Annotated in this window: 18 protein-coding genes, 1 tRNA gene and 2 pseudogenes; 9 read left to right on the forward strand and 12 right to left on the reverse strand. The window is 69.1% G+C overall.

What is annotated here, in order from left to right:
- Positions 1-60: 60 nt before the first annotated feature.
- Positions 61-261 (forward strand): DUF6150 family protein, encoded by a 201-nt coding sequence (locus tag ACFTXQ_RS26455; protein ID WP_382644888.1) that lies wholly within the window; start codon positions 61-63, stop codon positions 259-261.
- Positions 262-488: 227 nt separating this feature from the next.
- Here ACFTXQ_RS26455 and ACFTXQ_RS26460 read toward each other — a convergent pair whose 3' ends face one another.
- Positions 489-806, reverse strand: coding sequence for an HGGxSTG domain-containing protein (locus ACFTXQ_RS26460; protein ID WP_382644890.1), 318 nt, complete (start codon positions 804-806; stop codon positions 489-491).
- Between the two features lie 204 nt (positions 807-1,010).
- Between ACFTXQ_RS26460 and ACFTXQ_RS26465 the strand changes: the two genes are divergently transcribed.
- The 3 genes and pseudogenes from ACFTXQ_RS26465 to xerC all read left to right on the forward strand — a co-directional run bounded on the left by ACFTXQ_RS26465 (position 1,011) and on the right by xerC (position 4,101).
- Entirely contained in the window at positions 1,011-2,375 is a 1,365-nt protein-coding gene (locus tag ACFTXQ_RS26465; RefSeq protein ID WP_382644892.1) for a pentapeptide repeat-containing protein, read from the forward strand.
- A gap of 204 nt (positions 2,376-2,579) precedes the next feature.
- Positions 2,580-2,826, forward strand: a pseudogene (locus tag ACFTXQ_RS26470) (replication initiation protein); the annotation flags it as partial.
- A 183-nt stretch (positions 2,827-3,009) separates the two neighbouring features.
- Positions 3,010-4,101, forward strand: a pseudogene (xerC, locus tag ACFTXQ_RS26475) (tyrosine recombinase XerC).
- A 63-nt stretch (positions 4,102-4,164) separates the two neighbouring features.
- On the opposite strand, the gene ACFTXQ_RS26480 reads toward xerC, so the two are convergent.
- Positions 4,165-4,239: transfer RNA gene (locus ACFTXQ_RS26480), tRNA-Val, on the reverse strand.
- A gap of 105 nt (positions 4,240-4,344) precedes the next feature.
- Here ACFTXQ_RS26480 and ACFTXQ_RS26485 point away from each other — a divergent pair.
- The 3 genes from ACFTXQ_RS26485 to ACFTXQ_RS26495 all read left to right on the forward strand — a co-directional run bounded on the left by ACFTXQ_RS26485 (position 4,345) and on the right by ACFTXQ_RS26495 (position 6,685).
- On the forward strand, positions 4,345-5,592 hold the full coding sequence (locus ACFTXQ_RS26485; RefSeq protein ID WP_382644894.1) for a hypothetical protein: 1,248 nt from the start codon (positions 4,345-4,347) through the stop codon (positions 5,590-5,592).
- A gap of 71 nt (positions 5,593-5,663) precedes the next feature.
- The gene (locus ACFTXQ_RS26490) at positions 5,664-6,404 is read left to right on the forward strand and encodes a DUF4383 domain-containing protein (RefSeq protein ID WP_382644895.1); all 741 of its coding nucleotides are present in this window, start codon (positions 5,664-5,666) and stop codon (positions 6,402-6,404) included.
- Between the two features lie 59 nt (positions 6,405-6,463).
- Positions 6,464-6,685, forward strand: a complete 222-nt coding sequence (locus ACFTXQ_RS26495) for a zinc ribbon domain-containing protein (protein WP_382644897.1) — start codon at positions 6,464-6,466, stop codon at positions 6,683-6,685.
- A 34-nt stretch (positions 6,686-6,719) separates the two neighbouring features.
- Here the strand turns inward: ACFTXQ_RS26495 and ACFTXQ_RS26500 are convergent, their stop codons facing one another.
- From ACFTXQ_RS26500 to ACFTXQ_RS26515, 4 genes are read right to left on the reverse strand one after another with little or no spacing between them, the layout of a single operon-like run.
- On the reverse strand, positions 6,720-7,379 hold the full coding sequence (locus tag ACFTXQ_RS26500; protein WP_382644899.1) for an O-methyltransferase: 660 nt from the start codon (positions 7,377-7,379) through the stop codon (positions 6,720-6,722).
- Positions 7,376-8,203, reverse strand: coding sequence for an HAD family hydrolase (locus ACFTXQ_RS26505; RefSeq protein ID WP_382644901.1), 828 nt, complete (start codon positions 8,201-8,203; stop codon positions 7,376-7,378). The genes ACFTXQ_RS26500 and ACFTXQ_RS26505 overlap by 4 nt, the downstream gene beginning before the upstream one ends.
- Positions 8,200-10,734 (reverse strand): phosphoribosyltransferase, encoded by a 2,535-nt coding sequence (locus ACFTXQ_RS26510; protein ID WP_382644902.1) that lies wholly within the window; start codon positions 10,732-10,734, stop codon positions 8,200-8,202. The genes ACFTXQ_RS26505 and ACFTXQ_RS26510 overlap by 4 nt, the downstream gene beginning before the upstream one ends.
- Positions 10,735-10,742: 8 nt before the next feature.
- Entirely contained in the window at positions 10,743-11,918 is a 1,176-nt protein-coding gene (locus ACFTXQ_RS26515; RefSeq protein ID WP_382644904.1) for an HpcH/HpaI aldolase/citrate lyase family protein, read from the reverse strand.
- Positions 11,919-12,112: 194 nt separating this feature from the next.
- Here ACFTXQ_RS26515 and ACFTXQ_RS26520 point away from each other — a divergent pair, with 194 nt between their 5' ends.
- Positions 12,113-12,898, forward strand: coding sequence for a TerD family protein (locus ACFTXQ_RS26520; RefSeq protein WP_382644906.1), 786 nt, complete (start codon positions 12,113-12,115; stop codon positions 12,896-12,898).
- A gap of 39 nt (positions 12,899-12,937) precedes the next feature.
- On the opposite strand, the gene ACFTXQ_RS26525 is transcribed toward ACFTXQ_RS26520, so the two are convergent.
- The 6 genes from ACFTXQ_RS26525 to ACFTXQ_RS26550 all read right to left on the reverse strand — a co-directional run bounded on the left by ACFTXQ_RS26525 (position 12,938) and on the right by ACFTXQ_RS26550 (position 17,420).
- A complete protein-coding gene (locus ACFTXQ_RS26525; RefSeq protein WP_382644908.1) occupies positions 12,938-13,678 on the reverse strand; it encodes a Tellurium resistance in 741 nt (246 codons plus the stop codon).
- A gap of 118 nt (positions 13,679-13,796) precedes the next feature.
- Positions 13,797-14,936: a DUF475 domain-containing protein gene (locus ACFTXQ_RS26530; RefSeq protein WP_382644910.1), complete on the reverse strand. Its 1,140-nt coding sequence runs from the start codon at positions 14,934-14,936 to the stop codon at positions 13,797-13,799.
- A 25-nt stretch (positions 14,937-14,961) separates the two neighbouring features.
- Complete coding sequence (locus tag ACFTXQ_RS26535; protein WP_215013771.1) at positions 14,962-15,537, reverse strand: TerD family protein; 576 nt, start codon at positions 15,535-15,537, stop codon at positions 14,962-14,964.
- 121 nt (positions 15,538-15,658) lie between these two features.
- The gene (locus tag ACFTXQ_RS26540) at positions 15,659-16,234 is read right to left on the reverse strand and encodes a TerD family protein (RefSeq protein WP_030160471.1); all 576 of its coding nucleotides are present in this window, start codon (positions 16,232-16,234) and stop codon (positions 15,659-15,661) included.
- Positions 16,235-16,337: 103 nt separating this feature from the next.
- On the reverse strand, positions 16,338-16,796 hold the full coding sequence (locus ACFTXQ_RS26545) for a peroxiredoxin (protein ID WP_382644912.1): 459 nt from the start codon (positions 16,794-16,796) through the stop codon (positions 16,338-16,340).
- A gap of 198 nt (positions 16,797-16,994) precedes the next feature.
- The gene (locus ACFTXQ_RS26550) at positions 16,995-17,420 is read right to left on the reverse strand and encodes a DUF3052 domain-containing protein (RefSeq protein ID WP_382644914.1); all 426 of its coding nucleotides are present in this window, start codon (positions 17,418-17,420) and stop codon (positions 16,995-16,997) included.
- 453 nt (positions 17,421-17,873) lie between these two features.
- Here ACFTXQ_RS26550 and aceE point away from each other — a divergent pair, with 453 nt between their 5' ends.
- Complete coding sequence (aceE, locus tag ACFTXQ_RS26555) at positions 17,874-20,606, forward strand: pyruvate dehydrogenase (acetyl-transferring), homodimeric type (RefSeq protein ID WP_382644916.1); 2,733 nt, start codon at positions 17,874-17,876, stop codon at positions 20,604-20,606.
- Positions 20,607-20,611: the final 5 nt, after the last annotated feature.

Here is a 20,611-nt window from a genome sequence, read left to right on the forward strand (position 1 = left end):
GCACAAGCACCCTCTGTACGCTGCCAGTTGATCAAAAACCGCCAGTAGGGGGAGTGGGCCGTGCCGAAGGTGCTTATCGTCAACCAGGTCTGGGAAGCGGACGAGAAGGTCCGCATCGTCAACCAGGTCTGGGAGGCGGACGAGAAGGTCTACGTCGTCAACCAGCCCTGGGAAGCCGACAAGAAGGTCTACGTCGTCAACCAGCCCTGGGAAGCCGACAAGAAGGTCTACGTGGTCCGGAACGTCTGGGAAGCCAGCTGACCCGTCGGCCGCGAACGCGGAAGACCCCCGACCGCTCCCGGTCGGGGGTCTTCCTGCTGGTGGGCGCGGACGGTTTCGAACCGCCGACATCTGCTTTGTAAGCTCCCCCGGCCCCCACCCATCATCCATTCAGACCAGGCCGCAACACCTCTCCGCAACCGCCCGGCACTGTCGGTGTCAACCTGTTGATGTCACCCATGGATGTCAGAGGCAGACCACCCACCAGCTCACTTCTTCTTCCGAAGCTTCCGCATCTTGGCCTGAGCTTCCTTCTTCTTCTGCTGCGCCACTCCGTAGCTCGACCAGCCGCCCTGGTGTAACTGGCACCGGGAGCCGTTCATGATCGCGGGCTTCGTACACGGCCGCCCCTTGGCCGTCCGCGCCCCACACCTGGGCTGAGTCATCCGCCCCCACCTACTTCCAGCATCGTCGACGGTCTGACCTCGGGATGGTCTCGCCAAGGAAGGCCGCAGGGAAGGCGCAGGCAGGGCGGACAGGCGCGCAGCCCGCACACGGCTTCTGGGAGCGCTGTGAGTCTCAGACATTTGAGCAGGTCAGGGGTGCAGAGGTACCCAAGCGAGTCCGGACGTCCACGCGCAAAGGCAGGGATCACGCGGGACTCGCCACTCAAGTTGTCCTTGTGGTGGTTCCACGACTGCCTCTCGCTGGCGTCCACCCAAGCTCAGGTAAAGCTCTGAGATTGCAAGTCCGCACTCGTAACCCTCCACAGCTCAGGCACACTGCCGTTCATGAAACCAAGCACCAAAAGGAAGATTTCCCTTGGACTTGCCGCCCCATTCGGGGTGGCTTTATTTGCCCTTCTCTTTTGGCGTCTACCGTGGTGGCTCGACGGCTCTCACTTGCGTAACGGGAACCTCCAACCAGCCGATGGAGTCATCATCACGGGAGTACGAACCGGGCTAGTTGCCCTTGGCGCCGCCCTTGTTGCCGGACTCGGGCTTTTCTACACCCATGGCACACTGCGGCACACCAGGGAGAGAGACCGAGAGCAAGCCGAACTAACGCGAGAAGGCCAGGTGACCGATCGCTACATCGAAGCGATTAAGCTTTTGGCCGAGAAGGACTCCATGAGGCGACTTGGAGGGGTTTACGCACTAGAGAGAATCATGAAGGACTCCGAGAAAGATCACTCGACTGTGGTGGAAGTCCTAGCATCGTTCGTCCGCGAACACGCCCCCGTGCGAATTCCGTCCAAGAATCCCAAAGGCTCCAGTTCTTTGGAGTCCTATAGCAATGCTAGGCCAAGCAGAGCCATTCAGGCTGCCCTGACCGTACTTGGGCGGCGACCAATTCGACCCGAGAAGAATCGCATTGACCTCCGCCATGTCGACTTGCGCGGCGTAGATCTCTCGGGCGGCTACCTGGTGGGGGCCGACTTCACGGGTTCGGACCTAAGAGGGGCCGACTTTTCGGCATCCCACATGCACAGGGTGACCCTCCGAGAGACACGCCTTGACGGCGCCCACTTCGTGGAGTCATTGATGGACGGATGCTTCCTCGATGGGTGTCGGGGCATCGACGTAAACTTCAACTGCGCCATTCTTCGAGGGGCTAGCTTCGGAGAAGTCAATCTCACCACAGTCGACCTCTCGGGGGCCGATTTATGGGCATCACGGCGGGTCGGCTCCACAGTCCTGGGAGTTAAGTTCGACTCCGCCGATCTCCGCTTCGCCCTATTTATCAATTCGACCATACAGAGGGCGATCTTCAGATGTGCAACACTCTCGCTCGCCCAGGTGGCCGGCACAGAGTATCCCGAATGCGACTTTGAAGGAGCCAATCTGGACGGCGCAATATTCATTGCTGGAGACTTGAGTGGCGCAACTCTGGCGGAATCCAAGGTGTTCGAGAAGGCCATGTTGCACCCTGAGGTAAAGCTACCCGACTCGATTTCAAGCGATCCATTGATTGCCGAACGCGTTCAAGCCTACGACCAGCTGACGTCCGTCCCAATGTGGAGAATCGAGACAGAGAAGCCTTCCTGCTGCTTGGGTGACGACACCATAAGCCACGACGTAGGGTTGATGAACACCATCCCGGATGAGAGCGAAAGGGATATCATCATTTCGCAAGCCATGGAGAGTTGGACTTAGAGTTGAGTGCAAATTCGTGACGGTAGGAAACCCCTCTCTTGCCGAGAGAGACGGCTCCGCCGCAGGCCTACCCGCTGTCACGAACCGACCGGCAGCCGCACGACTGGCCCCTGTCATCCCGGAGCCTTAGCGTCCCCGCCGGAGGCATCAGTCCTGATAGTCAGCCGACGGACCGGGCCGGGCCCCATCAAGCCCTTAGTCACACACTCCACCACCCTCAGCGCCCTCCGTCAGACCCGCGCCGACTACCGCACCGCCCAGGAACGCGAAGCCCGCGGCCTCGCCGACATCGAGCCGGACATCCTTGCCGCCTGGCAGTACGCCGGCCACGGCCACTCCCCTGGCGAAATCCGTCCTCGCCGCCACTATCGCCCGCGACATCCACCTCAACCGCCAAAGGGCCAGAGAAACCATGTACGACCAACTCGCCCTGGAGAGAGCCGCGTCATGACCTCCGCCACCGCCGAACTGCTGACCGTGCCGAGGTCGTGGAGCGGCTCAAGCTTCGGACGTTCGACCGTCTACGGCCTGACCAGGTGCGGCGCCTTGTGCCCAGCAGCATCAGCCGCCCCCGCCGCATTCCCGCTGACGCCGTTCGGGACTTCCTCGGCCACGAGATCGAGGAGCCTGCCTGATGGCCACCCAGCGCAAGCGCAACCCAAACGGTGCAGGTGCTATCACCAAGCGCAAGGACGGCCGCTACGTGGCTGCCGTTTACGTGCTCCATCCCGGCGGCACACGGGCCCGGAAATGCGCCTATGCCAGAACTTGAGCCGAGTGCGACGCCAAGCGCCGCGAGCTGCTCGCCAAGGTGGGCAAGGGCGTACCCGTGCCCACTCGTTCGGCCAGGCTCGCCGAATGGCTGCCGTACTGGCTGGAGACATCGTCCAACCGCACCGGAAGCGCACGACCTACGCCAAATGAGACCCATGTCCGTCTCTACCTGGTGCCGTTGCTCGGTACGAAGCAGTTGGAGTCCTTGAGCGTCGCCGACGTGCGGCGGGCCCTGGTGCAGCTGCAGCAGCAGAACAGCGCGGCAACGGCCAAGGAGTCGCATCGGGTGCTGAGGACCGCCATCGCCGCCGCCTGCCAGAAGGAACTCGTCAGCCGGAACGTCGTCTCACTCGTCGAACCGTTCAAGGTGCAGTTACGGGAGCTGTCGCCGTGGGAGTTGGACGCGACCCTCGACTTCCTCGCCGCCGCCCGCAAGAAGCAGGAGAGCCGGGTGCGCAGTCAGCGGCAGCACGTTCGCGGCGAGGCCTACGAACACGACCTCAGGGGCGGCGGCGCCGATAGACCCTGCCCCTGCCCCTGCTCGGGCTCTGTGTCGCTCCCCTGCGGTGGTAGCAAATCCGGCAGGCAGCCATGTGGAAGGCCGCCGGGGAGAAGTGGGAGGGGACACCGATTTGTGTTCACCGCTCGGACCGGCCGGCCCATCGAACCGCGGAACGTGTACCGGTCCTTCACCCAAGTGGCCAAGGACGCAGGGCTCCGGGTGGTCCGGGTGGTCCGGGTGGTCCGGGTGGTCCGGCTGCACAATGCCCGGCATGGGTCCGCCACTCTCCTGACCGCCGCTGGCGTGCCGCCTCGAGTGGTGATGGAGATTGTCGGGCACTCGCAGGTCGTCGTCACTAGGAACGTGTACACGCACGTCGTACAGGACACGCAGCGCGAGGCTGTCGGACACCTGGACCGGCTGCTGCGCCGACGGCGTCCGGCCGACTAGGCAACTGCCGTCACTTTTAGCCGCCAAAGGCCCCCCGCCCTGATCGGCGGGAGGCCTTTGCATTGGTGGGCGCGGACGGTTTCGAACCGCCGACATCTGCTTTGTAAGAGCAGCGCTCTACCCCTGAGCTACGCACCCGTGGATGAGTGGACAGCCTACATGGCGGGCACACCCCCCACGCAAACCCGTTCCAGTGGGAGAGAATGGTCCGGGGCAAGGCGGACGCGGCACGGGAGAGGGATTGTGACGACGGCATCCCGGCGTTGGTTCGGTGGGCGGGACGAGAGTCGGCGGGCGGATGCCCAGGCGGCGAAGGATGCCGCCGCCGCGGCGTTCTACGAGCTGGACACCGCGCAGCGGGATCTGCGGATCTCGATCGAGACCATCGCCGCCGCCGACGGGTCGCCCGCGGCGCGGCAGGCGGGCGAGGGGTTCGCGGCGCTGGGGCAGCGGATCGACCAGGTCAGCCACGTGTACATCGAGGCCGTCGACGCGCACGACCTGGACCGGCCCGAGCTGGAGGGTTCCGTGGCGGCCCGGGCCCGGGAGCAGCTGACGCGGGCGCGCGACGAGCTGGTGCGGGTCAAGGGGGAGCTGGACCGGTTCGCGCAGGGGATCCAGCCGCTGCTGGACAAGGCCGAGACGCAGCTGGCACGGGTCGCGCCGGCCCGGGAGCGGGCGAAGGCGGCGCTGCTGGCGGCCAGTGACGCGCTGGACGCCGTACGGGCCAAGGGGATGCGGGCCGATGACCTGGCGGCGCGGCTGGCCGCGCTGGGGCCGGAGCTGACCAAGCTGAACGAGGGCGCGGGCCGGCACGGGGTGCAGGAGACGGTGCAGCGCGCCGACCGGATCCTGCGGGACGCAGAAGGCGTACGGGCCGAGGCGGCCCGGCTGCCGGAGCGGGCGGCGGAGGTCGACCGGCGGCTGGTGAGCCTGCGGACCCGGGCGCAGGCGCTGCGCAACCGGGCGGACCGGGTGGATCCGGTGCTCAGCGAGCTGCGCCGGCGGTTCAGCGCGGCGTGCTGGCAGGACCTCCAGCACGTCCCCGACCAGGCGGTACGGGACATCGCGCACGCGGAGGACAGGCTGCACGAGGCCGCCCAGGCCCGGGACGAGCAGCGCTGGGCCGACGTAGGGGTGCTGATCGACGCCGTACGGGGCGCCCTGGAGGCGACCGACGAGGCGGTGTCGGCGGCGCAGGACCGGCTGACGCGGCTGGAGGAGGTGGCGCGGAACCCGCAGGCAGAGGTGGACAGGACCCGGTTCGCGATCCGCGACGCGCAGCGGCTGGCGATGGCGGGCCGCAGCGTGCCCGATCCGCGGCACGCGCGGCCGCTGGACGATTCGGTGGCCCGGGTGGACCGGGCGCTGGCAGGGCTGGAGGGGCGGCACCCCGACTACTGGCACTTCCTCCAGGAGATGGAAGGGGTCCGGGCGGCGGTGGGCCGGGTGGTCGCGGACATACGGGACGGTCGCGCCACCGCCGGCTGAGGCGCGGAGTTGTCCCCGGGTGGGCATCGGCGGATGCTGGAGGTTCCGGGAACGGACCAGAGGAGGGCGGGATGGCTGCCCACGTTTTCCACAGGACCCGTACGCCCCGCGCACCCCGCGCCACCCGGGTGCGACAAGCGGCCCCCGTACCGCACGCGCACGAGACCTACGCGCCCCATGCGCTCTACGGCTGCCACGAGCCGCACGAGCACTACGCGCCCTACATGGCCCACGAGCCTTACGGGCCCCCGCCACCCAAGCCCACCCACGGGATGCTGCAACGCGTCCTGCACCCCGTCAACGCCCGCCTCGACGAGCACCTGCCCGCCGATCACAAGCTCAGCAAGGTCTACCGGGCCGGCGCCGGCCTGACCGGGCTGCTGCTGGTCGCCTTCGGGATCCTGGGGCTCATCGACCGGATCGGGTTCTTCGACACCGGCGGGGACACGGTGCTCGCCCTGAACACCAACGGCGCGCTGAGCGTCCTGTCGATCTGTATCGGGGGGCTGCTGTTCACCGGGATGGTGATCGGCGGAACCTTCGCCTCCACCCTGAACATCGTGCTCGGCATCGCGTTCATCCTGAGCGGGTTCGTCAACCTCGCCCTGCTGGACACCGGTTTCAACTTCCTGGCCTTCCACATCCAGAACGTGCTGTTCAGCTTCGTCGTCGGCGTGATGCTGATGTGGTTCGGGATGTACGGGCGGGTCGGCAGCGCCCTGCCGCACGACAACCCGTACTGGCGCGCCCGCCACCCCCAGCAGGCCGACCGGGAGCGGCGGGCACACGTCGCCGGGCACGCGCACCCGTAGCGGCGGCCACGCCGCGGCAGCGCTTCCGGACCGGGGGTCCACTGCGTAGCCTGGTCCGCATGCCTCGTTACGAATACCGCTGCCGGACCTGCGACGACACCTTTGAGGTCAGCCGGCCCATGGCCGAGTCGTCCGCGCCCGCCGACTGCCCGGCCGGGCACGCCGACACCGTCAAGCTGCTCTCCGCCGTCGCCGTCGGCGGGACCAGCAGTGCCCCCGCGCCCTCCCGGCCCATGGGCGGCGGGGGCGGGGGCTGCTGCGGTGGCGGCGGCTGCGGCTGACCCCCGTAAAGGCTGACCTCGTGAAGGGCGGGCGTCAGCGCTTGCGCGAGAGCGTGAGCCCGTCCGAGATCGCCAGCAGCACCGAGTCCATGCGGGGATCCGCCGAGACGTGGTCGTTGAAGGCGCGGACGCCCGCCGCCGAGCCGGTGGCCGACTCGTCGAGGACCGTGCCGTGGTACAGCGTGTTGTCCGTGACGATCAGGCCGCCCGGACGCAGCCTCGGCACGAGCTCCTCCCAGTACGCGATCTGGCTCTCCTTGTCCGCGTCGATGTAGGCCATGTCGATGTGCGGTTCGGCCGGCATCGCCCGCAGGGTCTGCAGGGCCGGCGCGATGCGCAGCTCGATGCGGTCGGCGACCCCCGCCCGCTCCCAGGCCTCCCGGCCGTAGGCCGTCCACTCCTCCGAGACGTCGCACGCGATCAGGCGGCCGCCGTCCGGGAGCGCCTGGGCCATGGAGAGGGTGGAGAAGCCGGTGAAGGTGCCGATCTCCACGATGAGGCGCGCGCCCGTCAGCCGGACCAGGAAGGCCAGCAGCGGCCCCTGCTCCTCAGCCGACTGCATCCCGGCGACGTCCGGGAACTTCGCGTACGTCGTCTCCACCAGCCCCCGCTGGACCGCGTCCAGCGGGGGGTTGTGGTCGAGCATGTACCGGTAGAGCTCGTCCGTGATCTTGGTGCTGTTGCCCTTGGTCATGCGCCCAGTGTGCCGTGCTCCACCTCGCGGGCGAAGGCCCGGACGATCTCCTCGCCGGCCAGGACCCCCGCCGTGGTCAGGGCCGTCACCGAAGGCGCCGTCCAGCCCGCGTCCGCCAGTTCGCCGTGGCCGGGGCGCCATCCCGCGTCCGCAGCGAGCAGCAGGTCCGCGTCGAGGAGGGAGTCGCCGGCCGCGAGCGTGGCGGACGCTCCGGTGCGGCGGGCCACCTCGCGCATCGCCGCGCTCTTCGTGAGCGGGCGCGGCACCGCGTAGATCTTCCGGCCCTGGAGGGAGACGGTCCAGCCGCGTGCCTCCGCCCACTCCGTCAGGGACTTGAGCCATTCGTCCGGTACCAGGGCCCGCTCGACGACGAGGTACGCGAACAGGTCCTCGGCCACCCGTGCCTTGCGCAGCCACGCCGGGTCGGCCGCCGCGAGCAGGTGCCCGTGGACCTCCTCCAGCGGGGCGCACTCCTGCGCCAGGCGCGCCGCGACCTGCCGCCGCCAGTCCCGGTCCGGCACCCCGTCGACCAGCAGCTGGCCGCCGTTGGCGCAGATCGCGTACGGGGCCGGGCGGCCGGGGAAGCGGATCCGCTGGTACTGCTTGCGGGTCCGCGTGGTCGTCGGGACGAAGACGGCCGACGGGTCCTGCGTCAGCTCCGCCAGCAGTCGCGCCGCCGTTTCCGTCATGTAGGACAGCGGCTTGCTCTCGTGGACCTCGACGCACAGCAGCCGCGGGGCCACCGGGTCGGGCATGGTCAGGCCGAGGGCGGCCGTCGAGTAGATGAGCGTACGGTCGAGATCACTGGCTACCAGGACAGTCACTTCGAGGCCACAGCCTTTCCGTCGGCGCCGGTGGCGCCGCGCGTGAATCGGGGGTGGATGAGGCCGACGCACGTGTACGGCAGTCCGTCGACCTCTTCCACCGGGACCCCGCGCTGCTCGGCGAGCAGCCGTACGTGGTCCAGATCGGCCCCTGCGCCGCGCTGTGCGAGGATCTTCCACGGCACGCGGCGCAGCAGCACCCGGGTGGTCTCGCCGACCCCCGGCTTGACGAGGTTCACGTCGTGGATGCCGTACTCCTCGCTGATCCGTTCGACGGCCGCCCAGCCCTCCCAGGTCGGCGTGCGGTCGGCGGCGAGGAGCTCCTTGACCTCTTCGTCGACGGCGTCGGCGACCTCGTCGAAGTGGGCGGCGACGGTGTCGACGAAGGCGGCGGAGACGTCGGCGCCGGCGAGGTCCCGGTAGAACTTCGCGCCGTGGAAGTCGGCGGGACCGACCAGGTCGGACCTGAGCACCGTACGCGAGACGAGGCCGGAGACGGTGGAGTTGAGGCAGGCGGAGGGGATCAGGAAGTCATCGCGGGTGCCGTAGGTGGGCACGCAGGAGCCGGGGTCGGCGAGGACGACGATCTCCGGGTTGAAGCCCTCGAACTCGGCCAGGGCCGCGTTCAGTTCGCGGGTGATGGCGCCCTTGCCCGTCCAGCCGTCGACGAAGACGACGTCGGCCGGGTCGTGGTGGGCGGCCAGCCAGCGCAGGGCGTTGGCGTCGATGCCGCGGCCGCGCACGATGGAGACGGCGTAGTGCGGCAGGTCCAGGCCGTGGCGGGCGCGGGCCCAGCGGCGCATCAGCACGCCGACGGGGGTGCCGGCGCGGGCCAGGGAGACCAGGACCGGGGAGGGGGAGCGCTCGGCGAGGACCGTCTCCGTGACGGTTCCGACCGCGCGGGCCACGCGGGCGGCCGAGGCGGCCAGGGCGCTCTGGTAGAGCTCCTGGTACTGGGAGGACGGCTGGTACTCGACGGGCAGCGACTCGGCGTAGTGCGCGCCACCGGCCTGGATCGCCTCCTCGCGCTCCTCCGTCGGGGCCTCCAGCTCCACGTCGGAGAGGTCCTGGAGCAGCCAGCCGACGTCTTCGGCGGCGTAGGAGGAGAAGGCGGGTCCGCGCAGGGGCTCGGGCAGGATCGGCTCGGGCATGATCGGCTCCTGCCGGTCGGGTACGGAGGGTACGGCGGTCGGCGGCACGTAGGACGGTACGGCGGCCAGCAGGACGCGGCCGGTGTGCGGGGCGAGGGCCGCGAGCAGCCCGGTGCGCAGTTCGGGGGTGTCGCCGGCCGAGTCGACGACGGCGACGACGGCGTCGAAGCCGGCGCCCGCGACGTTGTAGGCGTAGCGGTCGCCCGGGCCGTCCGCGGGAGCGTCGTGGGCGGGGAAGACGAGCCGGGTGCGGATGGCGTATCCGGGGTCGTCGACGGCGAGCACGGGCGAGCGGGTGGTGGTCGAGAAGCGGACCTCGGCTGCCGCACCCGACTCCTCCAGGGCCTTCGCGAGGCGCAGCGGGGCGTACATCAGCTCTTCGTTGCCGAGTACGAGGACACGGCCGGGCTCCTCCCCCAGCGCCTCGGCGAGCCGGCCGGTCAGGGCGGGGAGCGCCGCGTTCAGCGCTTCCCGGTGCGCGGGCGTGAACCCGTGGCGGCCGCCGTCCGGGAGGCCGGCGGGCCAGGCGAGCGGGACGCGCGTGATCGGCTGCGGGCCGTCTGCCGGGGCTCCGCCCCGGACCCCGCTCCTCAAACGCCGGAGGGGCTGGATTTGCCCGGCCTGCGCCTCGTACTCCTCCACCAGCGCCTGCCCCTTGGCCAGGACCCCCTCCGGGAGGGACACGGTGCCCGACGCCAGGGCTATGAGGTCGACGCGGGCACCGATTTCGGCGGCGAAGGCCGTGAGGCGGTCGCGGTCGGCCGGGGAGCGCATGTCGACGAGGGCGACGACCACGTAGTGCCCGCGGGGGTGGCGGGCGTGCAGGTCGCGGATGGTGTTCAGGACCGTGTTGCCGGTGGAGAACTCGTCGTCGACCAGGACCAGCGGGCCGGTGCCCGCCAGCAGCTCGGGGTCCTCCGGCAGCAGCAGGTGCGAGGTGGCGTGCGAGTGGGCCTCCTCGAAGCCGCCCGCCGGTGCGAGGCCCGCGACCGGGCGGCGTGTGGAGTGCAGGTAGGGGGCGGGGCCCAGGCCGTCGGCCACGCAGTGGCCCAGCCCGGTGGCGGTCTCGGCGTAGCCGAGGACGACCGCCGCGGCGGCGCCCTCCGGGCCGAGGAGCTCGCGGACGCGCTCGCCGAGCCCGTGGCCGGCGGCGTACACGGCCGCCGGGGACTGCGGGACGTGCTTGCCCAGCACCTGCGACACCAGCAGGTGCGCCCGCTTGGGGTTGCGCCGCAGGGCCAGTCCGAGGAGTTCCGTCAGCGGCGGCGCCCCTGCCGCCCCTTGGGCATCCTCCAGCCGGACCCCCAGCCGGTCCGCGACCCACGTTCCCGACCACACCGTGTCGATCGTCTTGCCTTCCCTCGTCCTGTGCGTCGTCAACGGCCCGCTCACACCTGGAGCCCGGCCGTGAGGAGGTCGACGAAGCCGACCTCCTCCTTCGCCACGCCGAAGGCCTCGGCGCGCAGCATGGTGCGCTCCGCCCAGGCCCGGTGGGGCTTCACCTCGTTCATCTTGTTCGTGTAGGCGGAACGCATCACTCCGCCGCCGCCGCGCTCGGGCCGCAGGATGTCCTGCGCGTCGCAGAACTCCTCGTGGGAGACCACCGACAGGGCGTGCACGGGTGTCACGTGCGCGGGGTGGATGCAGGTCTTGCCGAGCAGCCCGTTGGCGCGGTCCAGCTCGATCTCGCGCAGGAGCCCGTCCAGGTCGTGCTCGATCAGCGCGGTGCGCAGCTCCTCCACGCCCTCCTCCAGGAAGGGGCTGCGGCGCAGCTGGGGCTTGAAGAGGCGCTGCTGGCTGCGGAAGTACTCCCATACCGGGCCGGTGACCGTGAAGCCGGTGCCGTCGGCGCGGCTCAGGACGTTGACGACGTCGGCGATCACCCCGGCCACGATCTTGACGTCGTAGGCGGTCATGTCGGGGGTGCGGCGCAGCCCGTAGGCGGAGCAGAAGTCGGTCACGCCGAGCCGCAGCGCGAGGACCCGCTCGCGGTGGGCGTCGACCGTCCGGTAGATGGCGGCGAGGGCCGCGGCGCGGGTTTCGAGGTGGAGGAGGTCGGGGGTCTCCAGGACGGGCATGGCATACAGGCGGGCCAGCCCGGCGGCGGCCTCGGCCTGGGCCACGGCGTCGAGGAAGCCGCTGCCGCTGCTCTCGTTGAACTTGGGAAGTACGAATCCGGCCAGCCGCCGCGCGGAGGCGCCCAGGCGGCGCACCAGGTCCGGTATCTGCTCGGGGGTCCGCACGCGGATGAACAGCAGCGGCAGCTCCGAGGCGTCGGGCCCCTCGGCGTCGAGCTCGGCGAACTGCCGGACGAGGTTCTCCTCGGCGCCGGTGACGTCGCCGTCGCTGATGGAATCCTCCAGGCAGAGGACCATGGAGACGACTCCGCGGCCGGCCTGCTTGCGGACGTCCCCGGCGAGGTGGGGGCGGGTGGCCGGGCTGTAGAGCGTGGCGCCCAGCGCGGCGGCGAGGGTACGGGCGGGCGAGGCACCGGTGAATTCCGCCGGTTCCTGGTGGAAGAGGTCCTTACGGACGGTGGGCGATATGTGCCCAAAGTGACGCATGTGCTTCCCCCGTACTGCCTCGGCGGCCCAACTGGCGTGGCCGGTAATAGTACGTACGAACGTGAGTCAAGAGTTCCTCAAGCACATGAAGTTCAGGTAACCCTCTTGCACGATGACCGGCTCTCGGGTTCCGGACAAGGCCCTACGGGGGGCCGCATTGTCCCGCTCCACCCCGGGAGGGCAGGATGACGGGCATGACGCACGCGATGCAGAAGGGCTCGAACATCCCGGTGGCCGCCGTGGCGGTCCGGGCGGTACTGCGCTGGACCGACGGCCCCGACGTACCGGACGTGGACGCTTCCGCGCTGCTCGTGGGCCCGGACGGCCGGGTGCGTTCCGACGAGGACTTCGTCTTCTACAACCAGCCCCGCCACCCCTCGGGAGCCGTCTGGCGGCTCGGCAAGAAGCAGCTCGGCGATTCGATCACCGACGCCGTCCAGGCGGACCTGCGCACGGTGACCCCGGTCGTGGACCGGATCCTCGTCGTCGCCTCCGCCGAGGACGTCCCCTTCCAGAAGGTCCGCGACCTGCGGATCCTCCTCTACGACGCCACCGCGGCCGGCGGCTCCGAACCGCTGGCCTACTTCGACGTGCGGCCCGAGACGGGCGCCGAGACGGCACTGATCTGCGGGGAGCTCTACCGCCGGGGCGAGGGGTGGAAGTTCCGCGCCCTCGGCGAGGGGTACTCCAACGGGCTGGTGGGGCTGGCGACCGACCACGGGATCTCGGTCGACGAGAGCGCCCCCGAGGCACAGGCGGGCCCGCAGGCCACGCCCGCCACGCCCGCCACGCCCGCCGCACCCGGTGACGACGACCGGACGGCCGCCATGGCCCCGCCGGCGCCTCCCACGCAGGCTCCGCCGGCCGCGCAGCCCGCCTACGGGTACCCGCAGCCGGTCTCCCCGGCCCCGGTGCCCGCCCCGGGCGGCGACCCGTCCTTCCGGCTCCCGGTGCAGGGCCCGCAGTTCATCCGCCGCTGACCCACGTGCGCCTGGCCGGACCCCCGCCCGGGGTTCCGGTCAGGCCTTGGTGTTCTTGTAGCCCCGCCCCCACTGGAGCCCCCAGCCGTAGAGCCGGTCCAGCTCGGCCTGGAACCCGTACACGAACTTCACCTCGCGCCGCACGACCAGCTCCCCCTTGACCTTCTCCAGGGAGACGACGGCGCAGGAGCGGGCCTGCGGGGCGCGCTCGTCCAACGGGATCTCGATCCGCGGCCCGGTGACCGGGAAGAGGGTGACCTGGGCGTGCGTGCGGTCGAAGGCCGGGGTCTGGTCGTAGATGTAGACGAAGACGAGCAGCCGCTTGATCTCGTCGGCGTGGTCGAGGTTGATGTAGACGGTCTCCCCCGACGGCGACCCGAACCGGTCGTCGCCGCTGAGCTTGATGTACGGCGGGTCGTTGAGGTCGCCGAGCAGGTTCCCCAGTGGCTGGACGACGCCCCGGGTGCCGTCCGTCAGCTCGTAGAGGCAGCCGATGTCGAGGTCGACGTTGACCATGCCCTGGGTGTGCGCCTGCACCATGTCCGGTTTGAACAGCTTGAACGGGTGCCGGAACAGCCGGCCGCTCTGCCCGGTGCCGCCGCCGATGTCCGAGGTCCGCATGCGCCAGGACAGGTTGACGCGCAGGTTGCCGTGGACCGCCCCCTGTTTGGTGAGCGACACCGTCGGATGTCGTTTGGTCAGCTCGATCGCGTTCGACGAGGCGCTGCCCGACTGGAACTGCACGGCACGGCTGCCCCTGATGCCGTCGAAGAAGCCCATCCCTGCCCCCCTGATCCCCACGGAAACACGGGGGCGGCCGCGCGGTCCTGTGGCGGTATCCACAAGACCGTGCGCGGCCGCCCCTTCGTACTGAAATGGTTCCGCAGTCAGGGCCGGGTCACACCCCGGCCTTGACCTCCGCGGGCTCGTCGCCCTCGCCGCCCTCGGCTTCGAGGCGCTTGTTGCGGCGCACCGAGGACCAGAAGGACCACGCGATCAGGACGACGCCGACGAGGCCGGTGATGACCTCGTTGATCTCGTACTGGATGGTGACGAGCAGGATCACGGCGAGCGCGCCGATGGCGTAGTGCGCGCCGTGCTCCAGGTAGACGTAGTCGTCGAGGGTGCCCTGGCGGACCAGGTAGACCGTCAGCGACCGGACGTACATGGCACCGATGCCGAGGCCGAGGGCCATGAGCACGATGTCGTTGGTGATGGCGAAGGCGCCGATGACCCCGTCGAAGGAGAAGGAGGCGTCGAGGACTTCGAGGTAGAGGAACAGGAAGAAGGCGGCCTTGCCGGCCATGGCGACGGCCGAGACGGACTTGCCGGTCCTCTTCGCCTCTTCCTCGGCCTCGTGCTCGGCCTCCTCCTCTTCCTCGAGCTTGTTCTCGAAGTAGCCGGAGAGGCCGCCGACGATCATGTAGGTGATCAGGCCGAGGACACCGGAGACCAGGACGGTCTGCGCCTTGTCCGCGTGGGCGCCGCCGTGCTGGTGCGCCTGCGTCGCGAAGGTCATCGAGGTGATGACCAGGACGATCAGCGCGATGCAGGCCGACAGCATGTCGATCTTGCCGAGCTTGGCGAGCGGCCGCTCCAGCCAGGCGAGCCACTTGATGTCGCGGTCCTCGAAGATGAAGTCGAGGAAGATCATCAGCAGGAACATGCCGCCGAAGGCGGCGATGGACGGGTGGGCGTCCGTGACCAGCTGCTTGTACAGGTCCTTGTCTCTCAGCGCCAGATCGACGGCCTCGATGGGCCCGATCTTGGCGCTGATCGCGACGATGACGACGGGGAAGACCAGTCGCATGCCGAAGACCGCGATGAGCACGCCGACCGTGAGGAAGATCTTCTGCCAGAAGGCATTCATCTTCTTCAGGATCCCGGCGTTGACCACCGCATTGTCGAAGGACAGCGAGATCTCGAGGATGGACAGGATCGCCACGATTCCAAAAGCGGTCCACCCCCCGTAGAACACCGCTGCGACCAGACCGAGCGCAGTGACTGCGAACGACCAGCCGAAGGTTTTGAGAACCACTGGCACCCCATCGTCTTGTACGGCTTTACGAAACGTTGACCCCGAAGTCTAGAGCGATGCCCCTGAGGCCCGACGCGTACCCCTGCCCTACCGCACGGAACTTCCATTCACCCCCGTACCGGTAGACCTCGCCGAAGATCATCGCGGTTTCGCTGGAGGCATCCTCGGAAAGGTCGTACCGGGCCAGTTCCTGGCCGTCCGCCTGATTCACCACGCGGATGAAGGCATTGCTGACCTGGCCGAAGCTCTGCCGGCGGACATCCGCCTCGTGGATCGAGACCGGAAAAACGATCTTGTCGACGCGCTCCGGGACCTTGGTGAGGTCGATGATGATCGACTCGTCGTCGCCCTCGCCCTCGCCGGTGAGGTTGTCCCCCGTGTGTTCGACGGATCCCTCGGGGCTCTTGAGGTTGTTGTAGAAGACGAAGTACTCGTCCCCGAGGACCCGGCCGTCGCTGCACAGCAGCGCGCTGGCGTCGAGGTCGAAGTCTGCTCCCGTGGTCGAGCGCGCGTCCCATCCGAGGCCGATCAGAACCCGGGTGAGGTTCGGTGCGGCCTTGGAGAGGGAGACATTGCCCCCCTTGGCGAGTGTGACGCCCATGTTGTGGTCCTCCCCGGACGACGGTGTGGCGGTGGTAGGGCCGGCAAGCCGGTACAGCCGTAAAGCCCGTCCGGCGCCGTACACAGGTGCACGGCGCCGGACGGGTGAACTGCTCTCAGGCTCAGACGTTGACGCCGAAGTCCTGCGCGATGCCGCGCAGGCCCGAGGCGTAACCCTGGCCGATGGCACGGAACTTCCACTCCGCGCCGTTGCGGTACAGCTCGCCGAAGACCATGGCGGTCTCGGTCGAGGCGTCCTCGGAGAGGTCGTAGCGGGCGAGCTCGCTGTTGTCGGCCTGGTTCACGACGCGGATGTACGCGTTGCGGACCTGGCCGAAGCTCTGCTGGCGGCTCTCGGCCTCGTAGATCGACACCGGGAAGACGATCTTGGCGACATCGGCCGGGACACCGGCGAGGTTCACCTTGATCGCCTCGTCGTCGCCCTCGCCCTCACCGGTGGTGTTGTCACCGGTGTGCTCGACCGAGCCGTCGGGGCTCTTCAGGTTGTTGAAGAAGACGAAGTTCGAGTCGTTGGCGACCTTGCCCTGGTCGTTGGTCAGGATCGCGCTGGCGTCGAGGTCGAAGTCGACACCGGTGGTGGTGCGAGCGTCCCAGCCCAGACCGACGATGACCGCCGTCAGGTTAGGCGCGGCCTTGGTCAGCGAGACGTTGCCGCCCTTGCTGAGGCTGACTCCCACGGGTCCTCCATTGGGTTCTGTGTGGGGCGGGGCCCCGTCGTGCGGTTGCTACCGGATCAACGCTTCGATCCTAGTGACGGGTTCCCGCTTGTAGGCGGTTTTCTCAGAGGCTGTCGAGGGCCTTGATGTACTCGTTCAGGTCACGGGCGTCGGGCAGGCCGTTGACGACGGTCCAGCGCACGACGCCGTCCTTGTCGATGATGAAGGTGCCGCGGACCGCGCAGCCCTTGTCCTCGTCGAAGACCCCGTAGGCGCGCGAGGTCTCCCCGTGCGGCCAGAAGTCCGACAGGAGCGGGTACTCCAGACCCTCCTGCTCCCCGAAGACCCGCAGCGTCGGCACGGAGTCGTTGGAGACGGCGAGGAGCTGTACGTCGTCGTTCTGGAAGCGCGGCAGCTGGTCGCGCAGCTCGCACAGCTCGCCCGTGCAGACGCCGGTGAAGGCGAACGGGTAGAAGAGCAGCACGACGGCCTTCTCCCCCCGGAAGTCGGAGAGCCGCACGGTGGCGCCGTGGTTGTCCTTGAGTTCGAAGTCGGGGGCCTTGTCGCCGACCTGGACCGCCATCTCTCGCTTCCCTTCGTTCCTTCGTCCGGGTCCCGCCGGAGGAGGTCCGGCGGGGTTGGGCTGTTCGGGTGAGGCACAGCCTAGTGCCGTGGTCGCCGCGCCGGGTGCGGGCGGGCCCGGAACGCACACGCCCCGCCGCCCCCGGGTGGCCCGGGTGCGGCGGGGCGTGCGTGCGTCCGTTCGGTCGCGGGGCGCGGTTCAGCGCTTCTTGGCGGCCGTCTTGGGGGTCACCAGCTTGGTGGCGCCCCACTCCTTGCCGACGGGAAGGCCCTTGGCCAGCGAGAGGCCGGCGGTCTCTGCGGCTTCCTTGATGTCGCTGGCCTCGACGTAGCCGGGGCGGCCCGTCTTGGGGGTCAGCAGCAGGATCAGTGCGCCGTCCTCGATCAGCTCGGTGGCATCGACCAGTGAGTCCGCCAGATCGCCGTCGTCCTCCCGGAACCACAGCAGTACGGCGTCCGCGACGTCGTCGTAGTCCTCGTCGACGAGCTCGCCGACGAGCTCCTCGACGACGTCACGGAATTCCTGATCGACGTCGTCGTCGTAGCCGATCTCCTGGACCACCTGTTCGGACTGGAAACCCAGCCGGGCGGCCAGGTTCTCCGCGTGGTCCGCGGTCGCGCTCACGGGGTGCCTCCTGCTCATGTTCGGTGAATGTCTTCGGCGGCGCGCGTACGCGCAGCATTGGGCGTAGTCCACACGGGCGCGGCGGATCGCGCAAGTACCCGGCCGCCGAGACCGTCGAAACGGTGACGATTACGGCCGTCTCGTCGCAACTTTCAGCCTTCCCGCGTACACGTCTGGTGATGCATCCCACACCATTGCAGCTCATTCGGCATCGGTTGAGGACTTTCCTACCTGTTTGAGGGACGAACGGCCTTACGAACTAGTTGACCGGTCTGGGCGTAGGGTTGCCGTTTGGCCGGACCGCCTCCGATCCTCCCGTCCCCCGGGCTCCCCTGCCGACTCCAGGGAATACCCAGCGGTAAAGATGACGATTTCGGCCGAGCGTAAGACCATGGGAGGCGGCGCCGCCCAGTTACGGCATCAGCACGACTCCCCCGACAGCGAAGGAACAGCGTGGCTTCCGCATCCGATCGCAATCCGATCATCATTGGCGGCCTGCCGAGTCAGGTCCCGGACTTCGATCCGGAGGAGACGCAGGAGTGGCTCGACTCCCTGGACGCCGCCGTCGACGAGCGGGGCCGTGAACGTGCCCGCTACCTGATGCTGCGCCTGATCGAGCGGGCCCGCGAGAAGCGCGTGGCCGTGCCCGAGATGCGCTCCACGGACTACGTCAACACGATCGCCACCAAGGACGAGCCGTTCTTCCCCGGCAACGAGGAGATCGAGCGCAAGGTCCTCAACGCCACGCGGTGGAACGCGGCCGTCATGGTCTCGCGCGCCCAGCGCCCCGGTATCGGCGTCGGCGGCCACATCGCCACCTTCGCCTCCTCCGCCTCCCTGTACGACGTGGGCTTCAACCACTTCTTCCGCGGCAAGGACGAGGGCGACGGCGGCGACCAGATCTTCTTCCAGGGCCACGCCTCCCCCGGCATCTACGCCCGCGCCTACCTCCTGGACCGGCTGACCGAGCAGCAGCTCGACGCGTTCCGCCAGGAGAAGTCGAAGGCCCCGTACGGCCTGTCGAGCTACCCGCACCCGCGGCTGATGCCGGACTTCTGGGAGTTCCCGACCGTGTCGATGGGCCTCGGCCCGCTCGGTGCGATCTACCAGGCCCGGATGAACCGGTACATGGAGGCGCGCGGGATCGCGGACACCTCCAAGTCCCACGTCTGGGCGTATCTCGGCGACGGCGAGATGGACGAGCCGGAGTCGCTCGGCCAGCTGTCGATCGCGGCCCGCGAGGGCCTCGACAACCTGACCTTCGTCGTCAACTGCAACCTCCAGCGCCTCGACGGCCCGGTGCGCGGCAACGGCAAGATCATCCAGGAGCTGGAGTCGCAGTTCCGCGGCGCCGGCTGGAACGTCATCAAGCTGATCTGGGACCGCTCCTGGGACCCGCTGCTGGCCCAGGACCGCGACGGCATCCTGGTCAACAAGATGAACTCCACGCCGGACGGGCAGTTCCAGACGTACGCCACCGAATCGGGTGCGTACATCCGTGAGCACTTCTTCGGCGGCGACCAGCGGCTGCGCGCGATGGTCGAGAACATGACCGACTACCAGATCCAGCACCTGGGCCGCGGCGGCCACGACCACAAGAAGGTGTACGCGGCGTACGCGGCGGCCAAGGCGCACAAGGGCCAGCCGACGGTGATCCTGGCCCAGACGGTCAAGGGCTGGACCCTCGGCCCGAACTTCGAGGGCCGCAACGCGACGCACCAGATGAAGAAGCTGACGGTCGACGACCTCAAGCGCTTCCGCGACCGCCTGCACATCCCGATCACCGACCAGCAGCTGGAGAGCGGCGCGCCGCCGTACTACCACCCGGGCCGCAACTCGCCCGAGATCCAGTACATGCACGACCAGCGCAGCGCCCACGGCGGCTACGTGCCGACCCGCGTGGTGCGCGCGAAGCCGCTGCAGCTGCCGGACGACAAGGCCTACGCGGCGGCCAGGAAGGGCTCGGGCCAGCAGTCGATCGCCACCACGATGGCCTTCGTCCGCATCCTGAAGGACCTGATGCGGGACAAGGAGATCGGCAAGCGCTTCGTGCTGATCGCGCCCGACGAGTACCGCACCTTCGGCATGGACGCCTTCTTCCCGAGCGCCAAGATCTACAACCCGCTGGGGCAGCAGTACGAGGCGGTCGACCGCGACCTGCTGCTCGCGTACAAGGAGTCCCCGACCGGCCAGATGCTGCACGACGGCATCTCGGAGGCGGGCTGCACGGCCTCGCTGATCGCCGCGGGTTCGGCGTACGCCACGCACGGCGAGCCGCTGATCCCGGTCTACGTCTTCTACTCGATGTTCGGTTTCCAGCGCACGGGTGACCAGTTCTGGCAGATGGCCGACCAGTTGGCGCGCGGTTTCGTCCTCGGCGCGACCGCCGGCCGGACCACCCTGACGGGTGAGGGCCTCCAGCACGCCGACGGTCACTCCCAGCTGCTGGCGTCGACGAACCCGGGCTGCATCGCGTACGACCCGGCCTACGGCTACGAGATCGCGCACATCGTCCAGGACGGTCTGCGGCGCATGTACGGGCCGGAGGCGGAGGACGTCTTCTACTACCTGACGGTCTACAACGAGCCGATCCAGCACCCGGCCGAGCCGGCCGGCGTCGACGTGGACGGCATCCTCAAGGGCATCCACCGGGTGTCGCAGGGCACTTCGGGCACCATCGGCGCGCAGCTCATGGCCTCGGGCGTGGCGGTGCCGTGGGCGCTGGAGGCGCAGCGGATCCTGGCGGCCGAGTGGAACGTACGGGCGGACGTCTGGTCGGCGACCTCCTGGAACGAGCTGCGCCGCGAGGCCGTCGAGGTGGAGGAGCACAACCTGCTCCACCCGGAGGAGGAGCAGCGCGTCCCGTACGTGACGCGCAAGCTGTCCGGCGCGGAGGGGCCGTTCGTGGCGGTCTCCGACTGGATGCGCTCCGTCCCGGACCAGATCTCGCGGTGGGTGCCCGGCGCGTACACCTCGCTGGGTGCGGACGGTTTCGGTTTCGCGGACACGCGCGGCGCGGCCCGCCGCTTCTTCCACATCGACGCCCAGTCGGTGGTCCTGGCGACGCTCACCGAGCTCGCCAAGGAGGGCAAGATCGACCGCTCGGTCCTGAAGCAGGCGGTCGACCGCTACCAGCTCCTGGACGTGACGGCCGCCGACCCGGGCGCGGCGGGCGGCGACGCCTGACCAGG

This window comes from Streptomyces sp. NPDC057010 (assembly GCF_042673805.1).
Classification (GTDB): domain Bacteria; phylum Actinomycetota; class Actinomycetes; order Streptomycetales; family Streptomycetaceae; genus Streptomyces.